Source organism: Campylobacter concisus (assembly GCF_902460895.1).
In the GTDB taxonomy this organism is placed as follows: Bacteria; Campylobacterota; Campylobacteria; order Campylobacterales; family Campylobacteraceae; genus Campylobacter_A; species Campylobacter_A concisus_BC.
On sequence record NZ_CABPVL010000007.1, the window covers coordinates 1 to 14,729 of the forward strand.

Sequence of the window (14,729 nt, forward strand, 5' to 3'; positions counted from 1 at the left end):
CTTCTTTTTTTAAATTTTTTAGTATTTTTGTTTCATTTTCTCTAATTTCTTTATACTCAGCTAGATTTACCTCAAAAACTTTTAACTGATTGTTTAAATTAGCGATCATATTCTCACTAAATCTTTTATATTCATCTCCAGTATCATTTAGCCTTATGTTTATCTTGTCCTTAAAAACCTCAATTTTATTTAGCTCTTCTTCAAAGAATTTGTTTTGATTTGCAGCAAAATTATTAAACTGCATAGTCATCTCGTTAAAAGCATTTTCTTGATCTTGCATGGTTACCTTGACTTTAGTGATGTCTGCGATGCTTTCAAATTCTTTATAGTCTTGAGCTATTTTCCTAATAGCAAGTGTATTATTCATGAGAGCCATAAATTCTTTACTAGGAGGATTTAGCATAAATTCATTTAGGTATTCAAAGAGTTGTTTAAGCTTTGCACTCTCATCCATAAGCGATTGAACCATTTTAACGTATCTACTGTAATCTGCATTATTTTCTGTTGCAAATCTTTCAAAGGCTTGTTGAACCAAATTTAGCTCACTATTAAACATGTTGAAACTCATGTCAACTCTTTTTTGGTAGTTGGAATAATCCAAGACAGAGACAACGCCTTTTTCGCTTATTTTCAATCCAGCTTTTTCAAATTTAGAATTTAGCTCTGCCACTTCATTCTTTAAAATATCAGCTGTTGTATTACGCTCATAAACTAGTCTTTCAAGTCTTTCTTGCAATTCTTTTTTGCCTTGCTCTACATCATCTAGCTCGTTTTTGGCATTTTCTGCCTCTTTTTGAAGCCTAGCTATGATTTCATCTTTGCTTTCGAGTTTTCTTATTGGTGCAACTTCAGATGAGCCAGTGCTATCAAATAGATTTTCATTTTCCATCAGTCTACCCAGCATGTTTTACTAAAATACTTCTTCTCAAAGAATAGGTATTGAGATATATGTTGACGACAACTCTGTCGCCAATGGTAACTTTTATTTATGTCGCCACATTTCGAAAATTCTGGATTTGGTTGAATTTCTTTTTTATCGCTACTTAAAGCGTTGTATTGAGCTTGACTTATAGTTTGTAGCTCATATCCTCTTTTCCATATACTCTCGTCATAAAACTTGGTGTCGCAAGTATATTTCAAGTCCTTAATATTTGTATAATTATGACGAGCAAGTCTTTTACAATATTCAGGCATGTTTGGGCTTATTCTAATTTGAGTTTGATATAGTCCTTTCTCACTATCCCAGACACGACGTTTGTCCAAATTCTTGTTAAGATCGCTAGCATCACATCCCCCACCTATCTCTGATATAGTATCAATCAAACTTGCGTAATCTTGGTCTGTTTTTATAGCAGTATCGGTTGGACAAAGCTTTAAGAAATTTTTCCTCTTTTTTGCCGTTTCATGTGCCTTTTTTGCTCTTATTGAAAAGTATTTACTTAAACTTGCCGAACACTCACTTGGTCTTTCGCTACTTGATAGGCACAAAATAGCTTCGCATGCTAGTTTTGTATCCCCAGTAAGCTCGTCAGCCCCATATACAGCACTATTAAAAATCAAACAAGTTAGTAAAGCTTTTGATATAATCTTCATCGTTTTTTCCTTTCATTCCAAAAAATAAGATATTTACGCGTTTTTTAGATTGTCCAATACTATCTACTGGATGAATAGCAATATTCTTACAACCATTGCTTGCTAAGTAATCTTTGTAGTCTTGGGCTATCTTTTTATTTCCAATAACTATGATCTTATCAGCATTGTGTGCTACATAGAATGTTTTAACAATCATATTATTTGGTATATACTCATCGCCACTTTTTTCAAACATTAAGTTATATGTCCAGTTGTTTTGTTTTAAGAATGGGTCTAACGGAATATTGTGCCTTTCTTGCCTAATTAGTTCTTGGTTGATAGTGATTTGGCTACTACTATCAAGTTCTATTGGCTTTGGTATGCTTGAACATCCAAAAAATAAAAAGGATATAGCCGCTATACTTGCTAAACTCGTAAATTTAATCATTTTGTCTCCTTAGAAATTACTTTTGTTCTATGTCTTCTAGCCATTGTTTGATGCTATCAATGTTGTATAAAATACGGTTGCCAATTTTTAAAAATGGCAAAGGTAAATGTTTTTGTCTATTCTCATCCGTATAGTTCTTTTGCATTCGTAACTTATTTTGAAGTCCTCTACTAATGCCAAACATCTCTTCCAGTTGTGCTGGTGTTATATATTTTTCATAAAAGCTTGTATCTTTCATTATCTACTCACTATAGTCTTGTCTTTCATCGTCTAATTCATCAAAATTTGGGCAACTAGCATTTTGAGCCATTAATTCTTCTATGCTATCGCTATCGTTGATTGTTTCTTCTGCTACCGGATCAGTATCGATATTTTCTACACTTTTATTTGCATTACTCGATTGTTCGACTATTTGTTGCTCGTAAAGCTTTTGAGTCTCTTCTTTTATTGCTTCATCTTTATCCCTTTGAAGTCTAAGTTTTTTTTCATATTCTTCTTGAGTCTCATCTATTTCATGAACTATTTCAGGTAAATTTTTATATCTAGAACTTTCATCATTATAAAGCTCTTTAAAGTATGCTTTTATATTTGCTATGTTTTGAATAGGGACTTCTATGTTTGTCTCACCATTTTGAATAGCTTTCTCTAATTGATTGCGATTTGGTATCTTTCCATTTTCTTTCACTTTTATCTTATATTTATCTCCATCGATCGCTCTAAGGCTTGGACTTACTTCTTTGAATTTGTTCATAAAGTAGCGATCTGAGTAGTAAAATGCCTTTTTTGCCATAATAGGCTTGCCATTATCAATCGTAATTAGCTCGTTTTCAAAAGGCATTTCTCGTAATTCTTGCGCAAGCATTAAGGCTCTACTTGTGTCACTTTCACTTCCTCCACCGCCTTGTCCCAGATTTCTACTCCTATTTTTAATTGTTTTTGTTCCTAAAATTTCGCTAATCTTTTTAGCATCCTCTTGTTCTCTTGGTGTATAAAAAATTTGACAAGCATGGTTTGTAAGCAGTGTTTTAGCGCCTTCTCTACCATATCCATCAGGTTGATTTGCTTCAAGTTGTGAGTTTGATTGATAGATCATTAGGCTTCTTAGCCAATATCCAGCTATAAAGCTAATTGACTTTAAATATATTCCTAAAAAGCCTGGTGCAGTAAATTCATCCATTACTAAAAGCACTTTATATTTTAAATCGGGATTAGCTTGCGGTAACTCTTTTGTATTTACCAAGATTAATTGCTGCCAAAATATGTTTAAAATTAGCTTCGCATTTGCCAATTGATCCGGAGTAATACCTACATAAATAGTCATTTTTTCTTTACGAAGATCTCTAAAATCAAAATCATTTGCTGAAGTAGCAAGCCTCATATTGTCATTTCTAAACATCATCAAAGGAGCATTGAAGCTTGACATAACGCCACTTTTTGTGTTATCGCTATCAATCTTGAAATAGCTTTGGCAACGCATTTGAGCTTTTTTACCAATTAGCCCAAGCTCAGATAAAACATTATATGTATCATCAAATGCCTTGAATATAATTTTTCTATTGCCGTCTATATCAACTTCACCTTTAAAACCTTCGCTCATTTGCAAAATACCATATAGTGTAAAATCTATCTCCATATTTAGTGCTTTTAGGAGCGAAATGCCACCTTTTGAATTTAAAAGATCATGAACGATATAACAAATTCCTATAAATAAGTTTTGAGCTAGTTGGTTAAAAAACTGCGTAGTGCTATCGCCTGTCATGGGATATAAAATATTTGCAAAATCAGTTAGCTGTCCATCTGCATTATCGCTTGCCATATCAATATAAGCTAGTGGATTATATCTATGAGTGCGTTTATTGAACGGATCAAATAAATATACTTTTTGCCCTAGTATTTTTTCTCTATATCCGCTAGTAAAGTCAAAGCACTCTTGTTTAATATCTTGAACAACTGCACTCTCTTTCCAGTCAAGTAAATTTGGAATAACAATACCAACGCCTTTTCCGCTACGTGTTGGAGCGCCAAGCGATACGAACTGCTGACCGCCAAATCTTAAGAGGCGGTTTTGAAATTTACCAATGATTATTCCATCTCCATAAAGATCCATTTTCTTTACATCATTGGCATTTGCAAATCTTGCATCTCCGTGTAGGCTTTGTTTCTTTGGTAAAAATGGTAGTAAAAAAGCTAGAGTGAAACTTATTAAATTTGCAATAAAGTAAGCCAAATATGCTTTTGACCAGCCGTTTATCAGCATATCAAAAGTAAGCCCTAAATACCATATTTCTGGAAGCTTTTTAAAACTGTGATTTAGTCCAAAAAATAATACACTAGCCAAGAAATAGCCTATAATTAAGGCAATTGCAATTAAAAAACCAATCTGCATTTTTTTCATTGCTTAGCGTTCCTTAAGCTAGACTCAACAAAAGCATTACCTTCATTATTTCTTATGAAATATTCGCCATTAGCCAAGTATTCTGTAACTTGGCGTTTCTTGCCAAGACGCTTAAAAACTACGATGTAGTCAATTGTATTTGAAACAATATCAAGCAACATATCTTTACCTAGAACTTGGGCTTGAGTATTTTGCATGCTCATCATTACAAGACGATCTATGGCTGACTTAACACTACCAGCATGACAACTTGTCATACTGCCATTATGACCACTTGAAATCACATTTAAAAAATCATATGTTTCACCACCCCTAACTTCTGCTAGTAGAATTCTGCTGGGTTTCATTCTCAAGCAGCTCTTTAAGAGAGTTGTGGCATTTACTAGACTATCGCTTTTTGCCTCACTTGGATAAAAGAGTTGAACAAAATTTTTATGATCCCAAAATTTAATTTCCTCAACATCTTCTATAGTAATAATTCTTTCATCTAATGGTATAAAATCGATAAGCGTTTTCATAAAAGTAGTTTTTCCGCTACCAGTTTCACCACAAATAATAATATTCTTGCCATTTTCGATAGCTATTTTTAGTTCATTTGCCATATTTGCATCTATTGAACCATTATTAATGTAGTCATCTATCGTATAACGAACCTTGCTAGGTTTTCTAATGGTGATTGATATATGATTTTCTTTTGTAGCATTTGGTATAACTATTTGCACTCTCTCTCCAGTTGAAAGAATGCATGATAAAATAGGTTTTTGTCTTTCTATCTTATCGTTTTTATAAGCGGCACATGCATTAGCAAAAGATAGGGCAGCATTAAAGTTTAATTCACTTTCGTGACTAGACCAATTACCGATTATATCTTCAGTCCAAATTAGATTTCCGCCGTTGTAAGCTATTTCATTTATGCTTTCATCATCTAGATACTTGCCAAAATACTTTTTGACGTAGCCATCCAGCATAGCAGATTTGTCTAATCCCACAGTGCTCATTTTCTTCTACCTATTGTAAGCTTATACACCTTACTAAAGTCTATATCACGATTGACGTAAACACCAACTATATCTCCTTGATTTCTATAAAGGACCGGTTTTATTTTTATAAATTCCTCAAGTGCAGTATTTGCCATTTGTTGTGTAGAGTCTCTAGTGTTTTCGCTATAGTCATAGCTATTGTCACGTTTACCATTTGCAGCATAATTAAAAACATCATCTACCATTGAAAGCAATATGCTAGCACCAAATCTTTTTAGCCATTGATGATCAACGTATCCTTGTAGACCGCTACCGCCTAATTCATCACTAGCACCACTTTGAACTGGAATGTTAATATTGTTTGGTGTTCTGATCTCGCTCCAAATAACAAAAATTCTATTCATTCCATCATTCATCTCTCCGCTTCTGAAGCTGCCAAAGATTTTGCTTCCCTTTTCAATTAAGAGAGTTACGCCATCTTTGCTATATACGTCTTCGCTAGTTGTGCAAGATATTCCGCCTTTAATTTGAGACACAAGTCTAGTGTCGAGCGAACAACCAATATATGTGCCTTTTTGAAGCAAGAGACTAGGGTTAAATTTGTCTTTTACGGCAATTTTTGGAGTGTATGTATTGCCTTCATAATCCTGGTCTTCTTCAAAACGTTTGGCTTGTTCTGCCCAAGATATGTTTTGGTCGGCAACATATATATCTTTTTTGCTTGAACTACTTGTTGCAATCGCCAAACTACTACCAGTTTTAAAAACTTTAGGCTTAAAAATAGTTTTTTGAACTACCGTAGTATTTGATAAAGGGTCTGGCTTGCTCGCTACTTGCACAGGCGTTTGTTGTGGTGCTGAAGCAGCTTGAAACTCTTGAAAATTCTTTTGAGACACTTCTTGCTGAGGCAACTCAAAATTTTTATTCTTTACTTCAGTTCCTATTTGTTGAACTTGTGATTTTACAGCATCATTTGCCTCTCTATTTTTCCCTAAAAAACTAAGACCAACCATAACAAAAACAACCAGACATAAAACCATGACCGCAATAACCATTAATTTTTTGCTTGGCTCATTTTCGACTTCTGGATGCTCATATTCAATTCTTTCAACTTGAGACTCTTGATTATTCATATTTTCATTACTTCTATTTTTGCTCATTGTCTATAATCTCTCTTTGAATATTGTCTTTATTAGTGCTGTAGGTTTTATCAAGTGGATTTTGACCATAGCCATTATTTATGATTCCGACTAACTTATTGCCACTTCTTAGTAAAATTTTTTTAGCTGTCTTGTGGATCACAACTACGTCATATTTGCCGTCTTTTTTGATATGAGTATTGAGGATGCTTTCTTTATTAGCATCATCAAAGAGAAAGACACTTGGTATAGTTTTAGTTGAGCTAAAACCAAGATATGTAAAGACACCATCATCATATGCATAATCAGGTGTTATAGTTTCACTATCTTTATTTACATGCATTGCAAAGTTCCAATTTCTAGGTATTGTATTTCTATCGATCTCTTTTTTATATAGTGCCTTTTCTTTTGCTGCTTTTTCGGCGAGTTCTTTTTCGGCTTTCTCTTTTTCTATCTTTTCTTTAGGGGTTGCATAATTAAAAGTTAGTTTGTAATTAATCTTGTTAGTCTCTCCTAGTTCCAAATCAAATGTATAAACTTTATCTTTATTTGTTGTGATGATTAGATTTGTCTTCCAATCAGCTGCATTTGGTTGAATAACCGAACTACCATAAAATTCTATTTGCTCACCACTTTCATTGGTCATATTTTGTTCTTCGGATTTTATGGTGTAACTCTTTGGTTTAATAAATAGATAGTTATCTTTATCCATTACTTCCCAACCATCGCTAAAACCAGTTGCTATATTTACGATGCGTTCATCTTTTTCAAATTCTATAATACTCACAAAACCCTCTTTACACTTAACTAAGACAACGTCATCGGCATTGTATGTTGCATACGTGATGCGTTTGTCAAATTTAGATAGCCTTGGAGTATTTACTGCGTGTAAATTTGCTATTGCTAAGAGTAAAATTATTGCAATATTAAATAATTTTTTATTATTTTTTATCATTTAAAATCTCCCAGTATTGTTTAAATATAAGCCACGATCTAGCTGTAATGTGTTGCTTTTTCTCGCCTTAGAACTTGTTTGTGGTGTTTGTGTAATGACTTTATTACTCTTCATGGGATAGCTTTTTCTTAAACCATCTATTAGACTATCACAACGTGCTCTCATCGTTTCAAATTGTTTAATAGCTGTATTTATTCGCTCTAATGGCGCCATTTCCTTTAGATATGCTATAAATTCATCATTTTTGCTATCTATAAAAAAGTCATAAATTTCACTATTGCCAAAGACTTGTCTTTGTTTTTTGTCTAACTCATATTCTTCTTGTTGTGCAGTGCGTTGCATATCAAGGATCATGTTGTAAGAATTTTTTGCCATATCTTCTAAATGAAAAATTCTAGCCCTAAGGGCTTTTAGTTTTCTCTCTGCTTCTTGTCTATTTTTAGAACTATTGAAAATAAATTTTAAAAAGCTATGCGTGAGCTCCTTATCTGAGAAGCATTGTTCGGCTTGAGTAAGCAAATCGTGCGTATATGCTGTTTTAAAATCCATTTTTTACTCCGAAATGTCAAATTTTGGTGCAATGGAGTTTGCTGCTGCAATTTCTTCATCTGTTACAAAATCTGGAACAAATTTCTCATATACTTTCAAAACTTGATCACCGATATTTGAAGTCCCTACTACTTCAAATAGATCCTTCTGCTCATATAATGCGAGTTTTCTTTCTAAGGTTTCGACCTCTTGCACCAGTTCTGCAATGTCAGTATTTTTTTGAGCTAAAAGCTCAGTCATAACATCAATTAACTTTGTGAAATCATCATAAGTAATCATTTCTATCTCCTTATTTCGTCATCAACTCTATACGTGCTAACTTTAAATCCAAGTGGGTTTTTAATACGCTCTTCCTCTGTTGTGAGTGTATTTGGTTGGTAGTCATATGAAAGTGTCACAATCTTTGCTTTGTTTGATACAGCTATTTTTTCGCCTTTTTTTCTGGTAATTTGATTAAATCTGATAGTTGCAGTAGGTGCTCCAGCGCTATTTCCCAGTGTAACCGAAACAATATCAACCTCTACTTCGTAGTCATCTTTTAAAACTTTGTCTCTAGAATTTTCACCTTCATAAATTCTCAAATAATCACTGGCAACGCTTGGATAGCTTAAAATTTGAACTAATTCATAGTCGCTTTGCAAAATATCATAATAGTATCCCTCTCTCGCTTTTACATATGTTGTTGCAAAATACTTATCGAGTGCTTCATTACCTGTGAATTCGGCTTTATTTACGCTTGTTATTATGTCAACCATTCCGGTTGTATTATCAACCCTAATAACATAAGGCTCAACCGATTTTAATGGTGTCAATAAGCAAACAGCGATAACGCTGATGATAGCAATAAGTAGAGCCACACCTGATATAAAATAAGCCCTCTTGTTAGCTTGTTCTGCTATGTATCTAATGCTTGCTTCATAGCTAATTGCTACATCATCTGGATTATTAGAAGCCAAAAAATCATTTTTATCATTAGCTCTTTTCATTTTACATTGCCTTTTTTATGCTTTGTTTGAGATCTAAATTTTCTCTATTTTCATTTACTGGCTTGTATTCATTACTATCAAAATAATCTTCCCATTTTTGATTACTGCTATTTTCAAATTTAGGAGAATTATGAGCGGCACAACCGCTCATAAAGCTTGTGCCTACAAGTAAAGATAAAAATATTAAAATATAATTTAATATTTTTTTAAAATATTTTTTATAGTTTAAAATATTATTTAATTTCATTTTATTTCCAACCTTGACCTTTTGTAAAATTGTTAATTTTTGAACCTATGTTTTTCGCTTGGTTAAGTCGTGATCCAACGGCTTGGGCTGCTGAAGAATTTTTAATCGTGTTTATTCCAGAGTTGATGCTTTGACCGAGTTTTGAATTGCCAACTTCTTTTGCTGCAGATGTGGCTGCGCCTAAAAGACGAGAGCCTATAAAACCAGTTGCCTTGCCAGCACCCATTGCCTGAGCACCTCTTACCGCCAACATTGCACCACCTATTGCACCACCCCCAACAGCACCTGCAAGACCCATTGCACGTCCAACGCCTGTTCCTGCTAATCCATCAAGGCTAACATTAGTGAGTTTTTCGGCTATTCCAGTAGCCATACCGCACATTATATTTGCAAGAATTCCATAAAATACCATTGCTAGAGCCAATACAAATACTTCATCCTTAAAATCGTGACTGCTGTTGATTTTTGGAAACATGTAATCAAATAAAATATTTAAGAATAATGATAGGCAGAGCAACGCAATAATATTTGCTAAAACCATTTGGAACCACTGTGCAAATGAATTTTTAGTTGTTTTAAAGATTAAAAAATAAAATGCCAATGGAGCTAAAATCATAAGCAATAGAAATGATAGTGTATTTACAAACAGCGCTCTCAAAATAGGGACTGCACCAATAAAAAAGCCAATAAAAGCTATAATAATTATGAAGATAATGTATGCTAGCTCTAAAGTGCTTGACTGATCCCATACTACATCGTAGTAGTCGCCCATAAATCCAGCCCATGTTGCGATTTTTGAGTATAAGCCTTTGCCGTCATATGACAAAAAGGTATTTGCATATTCTTTTGCACCATTGAATGCTTCAAAAACAAGATTTATCCAGTTTCCAGCATTCATTGCTAAGACTATAAAGACAAACTTAATGGTTGCATCAAAAGCAAAATTTTGAAAAGTTTGTTTGCCATTACCCCAAAGAATTTTATATCCCTCGATCATTATCCAAGCGGTAAGATATACAGCTAGAATATTTCCAGTTGTATTAATTAACGATTGAAGTGCTCCCACTCCGTTTGAATAATTATTTTGAAAGAAACTATCAACATTCTCTGATATATCTATGACTAGATCGTGTAATCCTCGACCTGAATCAGTTGTTACTTTATACATACTATGAGCCTATTTTTGTAAAATTTTAAATGCTGCTCGCTGCCTATCTTTAGTCATCTTAAACTCTGCGTCTTGTAATCTTTTTCTTTCGTTTTCTAACTGATCCATGTCTCTTTGATAGGCACGCCAGTTATTCTCTTGTCTGGCACGCAATAGGGCTATTTGATTTGAAGTATCTATAGAACCTTTTAGATCCTCTTGTTTGCCTTTATTTCTAGCTACTTCTTTGCTTATTTTGTCAAGATCATTAATTTCGTGCTTAAGACGATCAAATTGTCTATTTACAACTTCAAATTCTTTAAAAGCACTTGTGGTATTCTTTTTGCAGATATTTCTATGCGTAATATCACTTATTGATGAACACTGGTCTGTTCCACCAAATTTTAAAAACAAATCCCATGCCCTTTCATCAAAGCTATCGAGACTAAAACCTGTCGCTTGTGTATATATTGAATAGCCAGTATCGTAGACTTCATTATAGAGTTCGTTCATTTCTTTTGTGAAATTGACAATATCCCTAATGCCTGTTTTGGTATATAGGTCATTTGCCCATTGCACTCTTTCATCAGCCCATTTTTTAACTTCTTGGACTCTATGTGAAGCTTCTTCTCCCCATACTTTGACTTTTTCAGCGTAGTCCTTCAGCGTTTGCATCCACTCCATGGTAAATGTTGCTTGATTTTGGGCTATAGCAGCACCATCAACTACTGGAATACCAGAGGCTAATAGATTAGATGATAGAATTGCTACAGAAGTGGCTATAACTGAAGCTTTCCTTGCTTTATAAACGAGACTATTTTTCATATGTCTTCTCCTTAAAATTTATATAATTTTTTGATGAGTTGGTATTTTTCTTCACGACTGATATCCAAGGCATTAATATTTGTTATTTCATCAACATAGACTTTCGCTGTTGATAAAACTTTTATCATGTTTCCTAGATGTGATAGATTGATCTTGGCAATCGCCCTATAATCAACGCCTTTTCGTATTAAAAATTCATATTTCTCTGGATCTGTTGTTTTAACGAATTGATATTCTGCTTCACTCATACCCAAGGAACCGCAAAAATCAGTTTCTTTTGCTTTTGGATTACTTAGTAACAACACTGTTTCGCTTTGTTCCATGATTGCTGTGCCAATGCTAGATTTTGCGATATCTTCGACACTTTGAGTGCCAAGAAATAAAAAGCCGTTTTCTTTTCTAATGGTTTTTTCCTTGTTGAAGACCTCTTTTGACACTACTGGATTTTTGAGCCAATCCCATGCTTCATCGATAAATAAGCCAAACCTGCGTCCATCAACCATATCGATAATTCGCCAAAGAATATAATATGCAACATATGGAGAAATTTCATCGTCTTTTAAGATCGTTGTGCCGTCTATACCATACACAAGAATACTCTCGTCGCTAAAATCTAAAGTATCCATTTCATTGTCGAATACCCATCCAAATTCATTACCGATAGTCCAAGCCATCAATCTAGATTTTAAGGAATTTGACTCATTTTCGCCTTCTTGAAGCAATTGCCAAACCCTACTGATGCCATGAGTTCTTTCGCTTTTTTCCAGTCTCATGACGCTATCTACTGCTAGATTGAGTTGCTCTTCTTCTCTAGTTGTTAACATTAAATTATTTTGATTGCCTTTGGTGACTAACATTTTTAAAAGAACCTTCAAGCGACGTATATTTTCAGGTGTTGCGTCACAACTAAAAGGATTAAATCCGGTCGGTTCTCCACTTGTTATGGTTAAATACTTTCCGCCAATGGCAATAATATTGCCGATAGCTCCTTTATCCTTGTCTAAATAGAAATAGGTAGCCTTACGTTTTTCTTTTGGAGTGTTTTCTGCAAAAGTATCTGGCTCATTAAATTTGCAGAGCATATTTAGCGTGAAATTCATTAAAACAGTTTTGCCTCCACCGCTTTGACCTAAAACGAAGGTATTTGCTAAAACATCGTTTTTACCAAATTCGTCTTTATCGAAAATTGTTTGGTGTATGTTAAAAAAATATGGCTGCGCATTTGGCGTTTGCAATATTGCAATGGCATCTCCCCATGGATTGCCATATTGTTTTCCTCGTGGAAAGTTGTGAAGTGCTACAAAACTAGCAAAATTTTTACTCGAAATGGTGTGAAGTCTAGGGCGTAACGTGAAATTTGCTGGAAGCTGCGCAAAATATGTAGCTTCTAGAGCTATATTGGCTTGTGTTGCTAAAAATCCTAAATCTTGCAATACGACCGCAATTTGGTTTGCAATGTGCTCACACTCGTTTTGTGTATCAGCGTATATGACAATAGAAAAGTGATACTCTCCAAAGATTATGTCATTTTGTAGTTCATCTAAAGCGGTGCCAAGTTCTGCAATTTGACTCAATGCATCATCTTCTGCTGCTACTAATCTTTTTTGTTGTTTTGTAAGCTCATCTCTTGCCTCCTTTTTCGAAAGTGGCGTAAAGCTTTGAGTTATGGTATATTCGACATTAGCATACATTAGACTATCAAATATTCCACTAAAACTTACATTTGGATAGTCTTTTAATTCAATTGCTTTCACGAATTTCTTAGTTCCATCGTTAAAATTTAGCTGTAAAGTATGCTGTGAAGGAAAAATTTCATTTAAGTTACCATTAAGATAGAAGTCTAGGGGTGCATTTGGAACACGAACTTTTGTAAATTTACCACCTATCAAATAGTTGTAAAATTCTAGTTGAGAGCTAAAAATTACACCATCTTGCTCATATATGCCAAGTCTATGTGGCTTAAAATGGTTTAAATTTTGTTCAATAGTTATGCATTTTTGGTGAAAACTTTTCAAATGAGCTTTGATCTGTTTCTTTTTCGTATCTATGTTTTGATTTCTAAAGTGTAGTTTCTCAGCCTTACTAAATGGTGAATATATCGCAGTTAGATAAAGTCTGTTTTCTTTTAAATTTTCAGAGCTAAAAATCTCATAATACTTTTTTGAGAAACTTTTTAAAAATTCATTTGAAAAATAATCGTTCAAGCCAACTTGTGTATTAATTCTAGCATTGTGAAAATAAAAACTAATATTTTCACCAGCAAATTGTCTAACAAGCATATTGAGCTTGTTTTTTGCAAGATCAATTAATTCGTCATCTTCTACTTCAAAAGCTATACCATCAACTCGCCATGTGGCTAAATAATCTCTATCTTTTGTGATGACGACGTTATTAATATATGTTTGATACGGAATTAAATTCTCTAAATTTGCAAATTCGCTTAGCCCAACAACGCTAAGTTTTGGATAGAAATTACGCATAGATTGCTTGGTATATGTTGAATTTGCCATATAACTTTTTCTGCCATTATAAAATTTACAAATGGCAGGGGATCTAAAAAATCTAAGTTTCAACCCCCAAAGCCTAAACGCCATATCGTCTTTTTTGACTATAAATTGGAAAACAAAGGTGGTAGGAATAATCATAACTGCTAAGAGCAAATATTCGTTTCCAAATAGCACTTTAGCAAAAATTGCAAATAAAGCCCAACTAAGTGCCATAATCATAAAGGGCACCATAGGAACACCAAATACCATAGGAGGACGGGTCAAGGCTTTATAGATAGGCTCAGGAGTTAACATTGAGTATCTTTTAAAGGAGCATGCCAGCGATCATCGCTGCACCGCCAATAAGAATACCACCAAGAACTATAGGTGTAACTTCCCTAATTGCTTGACCACCGAACATTACCTTGTATCCTGCAACCATGATTGCACCAGTCATAATGAGAACACCAGCAGCACTTAACCAACCATTCACAGTTGAAAAAAAGTTATCCACTTTGGTGAGACCAGTTCCACCAGCAGCAAATAGAAAATTTGGGAAAAAAAATAAAAACAGAAAAGCAGAAAACTGCTTGAAATATGAGATTGAAGTAGAGCTAGATTTTAGAAAGCGATTTTTATTCTCTCTCTCTCTCTCTCTCTCTCGACGATTAGAGCGGAAATGTTGTTTGTCATTTTATGTCTCCTTTTAAATATTGACACGCAAGTGTAACATATTTTTGAATAAAATGATATAAAAATATGAAAACTCTAATCAATTTTTTATCAGTAGCCTACAATTCATCATCCTAGAGCATAGCTAATTTTTTGAAATTTTGATTTTATGATTTGCAAAGCATTAAAAAACCGATAAAAAACCCATCAAGACGATATTTCAAAGTATTTTTTATCTTTTAGTAATATATTTTTTGCTTAAATGCTCTCTAAGCACCTAAAAATAGACTTTTTTAAATTAAAAAACCAGTAAAAAACCGAAAGAAAT

At 33.7% G+C, this 14,729-nt stretch carries 15 protein-coding genes and 1 pseudogene; all 16 read right to left on the reverse strand.

Features of this window, described 5'->3' with window-relative positions; translation table 11 throughout:
- A partial coding sequence (locus tag F3G98_RS09665) for a hypothetical protein (RefSeq protein WP_149726106.1) occupies positions 1–889 on the reverse strand: 889 nt, incomplete at its 3' end.
- Positions 889–1,593 (reverse strand): TrbM/KikA/MpfK family conjugal transfer protein, encoded by a 705-nt coding sequence (locus tag F3G98_RS09670; RefSeq protein ID WP_103568026.1) that lies wholly within the window; start codon positions 1,591–1,593, stop codon positions 889–891. The genes F3G98_RS09665 and F3G98_RS09670, both read right to left, overlap by 1 nt.
- On the reverse strand, positions 1,550–2,020 hold the full coding sequence (locus tag F3G98_RS09675) for a cag pathogenicity island Cag12 family protein (protein WP_103589007.1): 471 nt from the start codon (positions 2,018–2,020) through the stop codon (positions 1,550–1,552). The genes F3G98_RS09670 and F3G98_RS09675 overlap by 44 nt, the downstream gene beginning before the upstream one ends.
- A 16-nt stretch (positions 2,021–2,036) precedes the next feature.
- Entirely contained in the window at positions 2,037–2,258 is a 222-nt protein-coding gene (locus F3G98_RS09680; protein WP_103568025.1) for a helix-turn-helix domain-containing protein, read from the reverse strand.
- Positions 2,259–2,621: 363 nt separating this feature from the next.
- Positions 2,622–4,415: pseudogene (locus F3G98_RS09685) on the reverse strand (type IV secretory system conjugative DNA transfer family protein); the annotation flags it as partial.
- Positions 4,412–5,413 (reverse strand): ATPase, T2SS/T4P/T4SS family, encoded by a 1,002-nt coding sequence (locus tag F3G98_RS09690; RefSeq protein WP_103568023.1) that lies wholly within the window; start codon positions 5,411–5,413, stop codon positions 4,412–4,414. The gene F3G98_RS09690 and the pseudogene F3G98_RS09685, both read right to left, overlap by 4 nt.
- Positions 5,410–6,555 carry a type IV secretion system protein VirB10 gene (virB10, locus tag F3G98_RS09695; protein ID WP_223228592.1) on the reverse strand — a complete coding sequence of 382 codons (1,146 nt, stop codon included), beginning with the start codon at positions 6,553–6,555 and terminating at the stop codon, positions 5,410–5,412. Before virB10 ends, F3G98_RS09690 begins: the two co-directional genes overlap by 4 nt.
- A complete protein-coding gene (gene virB9 / locus F3G98_RS09700) occupies positions 6,542–7,489 on the reverse strand; it encodes a P-type conjugative transfer protein VirB9 (RefSeq protein WP_103610262.1) in 948 nt (315 codons plus the stop codon). Before virB9 ends, virB10 begins: the two co-directional genes overlap by 14 nt.
- Positions 7,490–8,038 carry a hypothetical protein gene (locus F3G98_RS09705; RefSeq protein ID WP_107969420.1) on the reverse strand — a complete coding sequence of 183 codons (549 nt, stop codon included), beginning with the start codon at positions 8,036–8,038 and terminating at the stop codon, positions 7,490–7,492. It abuts the gene before it with no gap.
- Between the two features lie 3 nt (positions 8,039–8,041).
- Positions 8,042–8,317: a hypothetical protein gene (locus F3G98_RS09710; RefSeq protein WP_103568020.1), complete on the reverse strand. Its 276-nt coding sequence runs from the start codon at positions 8,315–8,317 to the stop codon at positions 8,042–8,044.
- A gap of 2 nt (positions 8,318–8,319) precedes the next feature.
- Positions 8,320–9,024: a VirB8 family type IV secretion system protein gene (locus F3G98_RS09715; RefSeq protein WP_103568019.1), complete on the reverse strand. Its 705-nt coding sequence runs from the start codon at positions 9,022–9,024 to the stop codon at positions 8,320–8,322.
- A 1-nt stretch (position 9,025) separates the two neighbouring features.
- A complete protein-coding gene (locus tag F3G98_RS09720) occupies positions 9,026–9,271 on the reverse strand; it encodes a hypothetical protein (RefSeq protein WP_103568018.1) in 246 nt (81 codons plus the stop codon).
- Between the two features lies 1 nt (position 9,272).
- A complete protein-coding gene (locus F3G98_RS09725) occupies positions 9,273–10,439 on the reverse strand; it encodes a type IV secretion system protein (protein ID WP_103568017.1) in 1,167 nt (388 codons plus the stop codon).
- Between the two features lie 9 nt (positions 10,440–10,448).
- Positions 10,449–11,243 carry a type IV secretion system protein gene (locus tag F3G98_RS09730; protein ID WP_107969422.1) on the reverse strand — a complete coding sequence of 265 codons (795 nt, stop codon included), beginning with the start codon at positions 11,241–11,243 and terminating at the stop codon, positions 10,449–10,451.
- A gap of 11 nt (positions 11,244–11,254) precedes the next feature.
- Positions 11,255–14,044, reverse strand: a complete 2,790-nt coding sequence (locus F3G98_RS09735; RefSeq protein ID WP_149726107.1) for a VirB4 family type IV secretion/conjugal transfer ATPase — start codon at positions 14,042–14,044, stop codon at positions 11,255–11,257.
- A gap of 10 nt (positions 14,045–14,054) precedes the next feature.
- Positions 14,055–14,333 carry a TrbC/VirB2 family protein gene (locus tag F3G98_RS09740; RefSeq protein ID WP_103568014.1) on the reverse strand — a complete coding sequence of 93 codons (279 nt, stop codon included), beginning with the start codon at positions 14,331–14,333 and terminating at the stop codon, positions 14,055–14,057.
- Positions 14,334–14,729: the final 396 nt, after the last annotated feature.

Coding starts and splice junctions, on each gene's coding strand:
- F3G98_RS09670 (WP_103568026.1), bottom strand. CDS start 1,593: ATGAAGATTATATCAAAAGCTTTACTAACTTGTTTGATTTTTAATAGT.
- F3G98_RS09675 (WP_103589007.1), bottom strand. CDS start 2,020: ATGATTAAATTTACGAGTTTAGCAAGTATAGCGGCTATATCCTTTTTA.
- F3G98_RS09680 (WP_103568025.1), bottom strand. CDS start 2,258: ATGAAAGATACAAGCTTTTATGAAAAATATATAACACCAGCACAACTG.
- F3G98_RS09690 (WP_103568023.1), bottom strand. CDS start 5,413: ATGAGCACTGTGGGATTAGACAAATCTGCTATGCTGGATGGCTACGTC.
- virB10 (WP_223228592.1), bottom strand. CDS start 6,555: ATGAGCAAAAATAGAAGTAATGAAAATATGAATAATCAAGAGTCTCAA.
- virB9 (WP_103610262.1), bottom strand. CDS start 7,489: ATGATAAAAAATAATAAAAAATTATTTAATATTGCAATAATTTTACTC.
- F3G98_RS09705 (WP_107969420.1), bottom strand. CDS start 8,038: ATGGATTTTAAAACAGCATATACGCACGATTTGCTTACTCAAGCCGAA.
- F3G98_RS09710 (WP_103568020.1), bottom strand. CDS start 8,317: ATGATTACTTATGATGATTTCACAAAGTTAATTGATGTTATGACTGAG.
- F3G98_RS09715 (WP_103568019.1), bottom strand. CDS start 9,024: ATGAAAAGAGCTAATGATAAAAATGATTTTTTGGCTTCTAATAATCCA.
- F3G98_RS09720 (WP_103568018.1), bottom strand. CDS start 9,271: ATGAAATTAAATAATATTTTAAACTATAAAAAATATTTTAAAAAAATA.
- F3G98_RS09725 (WP_103568017.1), bottom strand. CDS start 10,439: ATGTATAAAGTAACAACTGATTCAGGTCGAGGATTACACGATCTAGTC.
- F3G98_RS09730 (WP_107969422.1), bottom strand. CDS start 11,243: ATGAAAAATAGTCTCGTTTATAAAGCAAGGAAAGCTTCAGTTATAGCC.
- F3G98_RS09735 (WP_149726107.1), bottom strand. CDS start 14,044: ATGTTAACTCCTGAGCCTATCTATAAAGCCTTGACCCGTCCTCCTATG.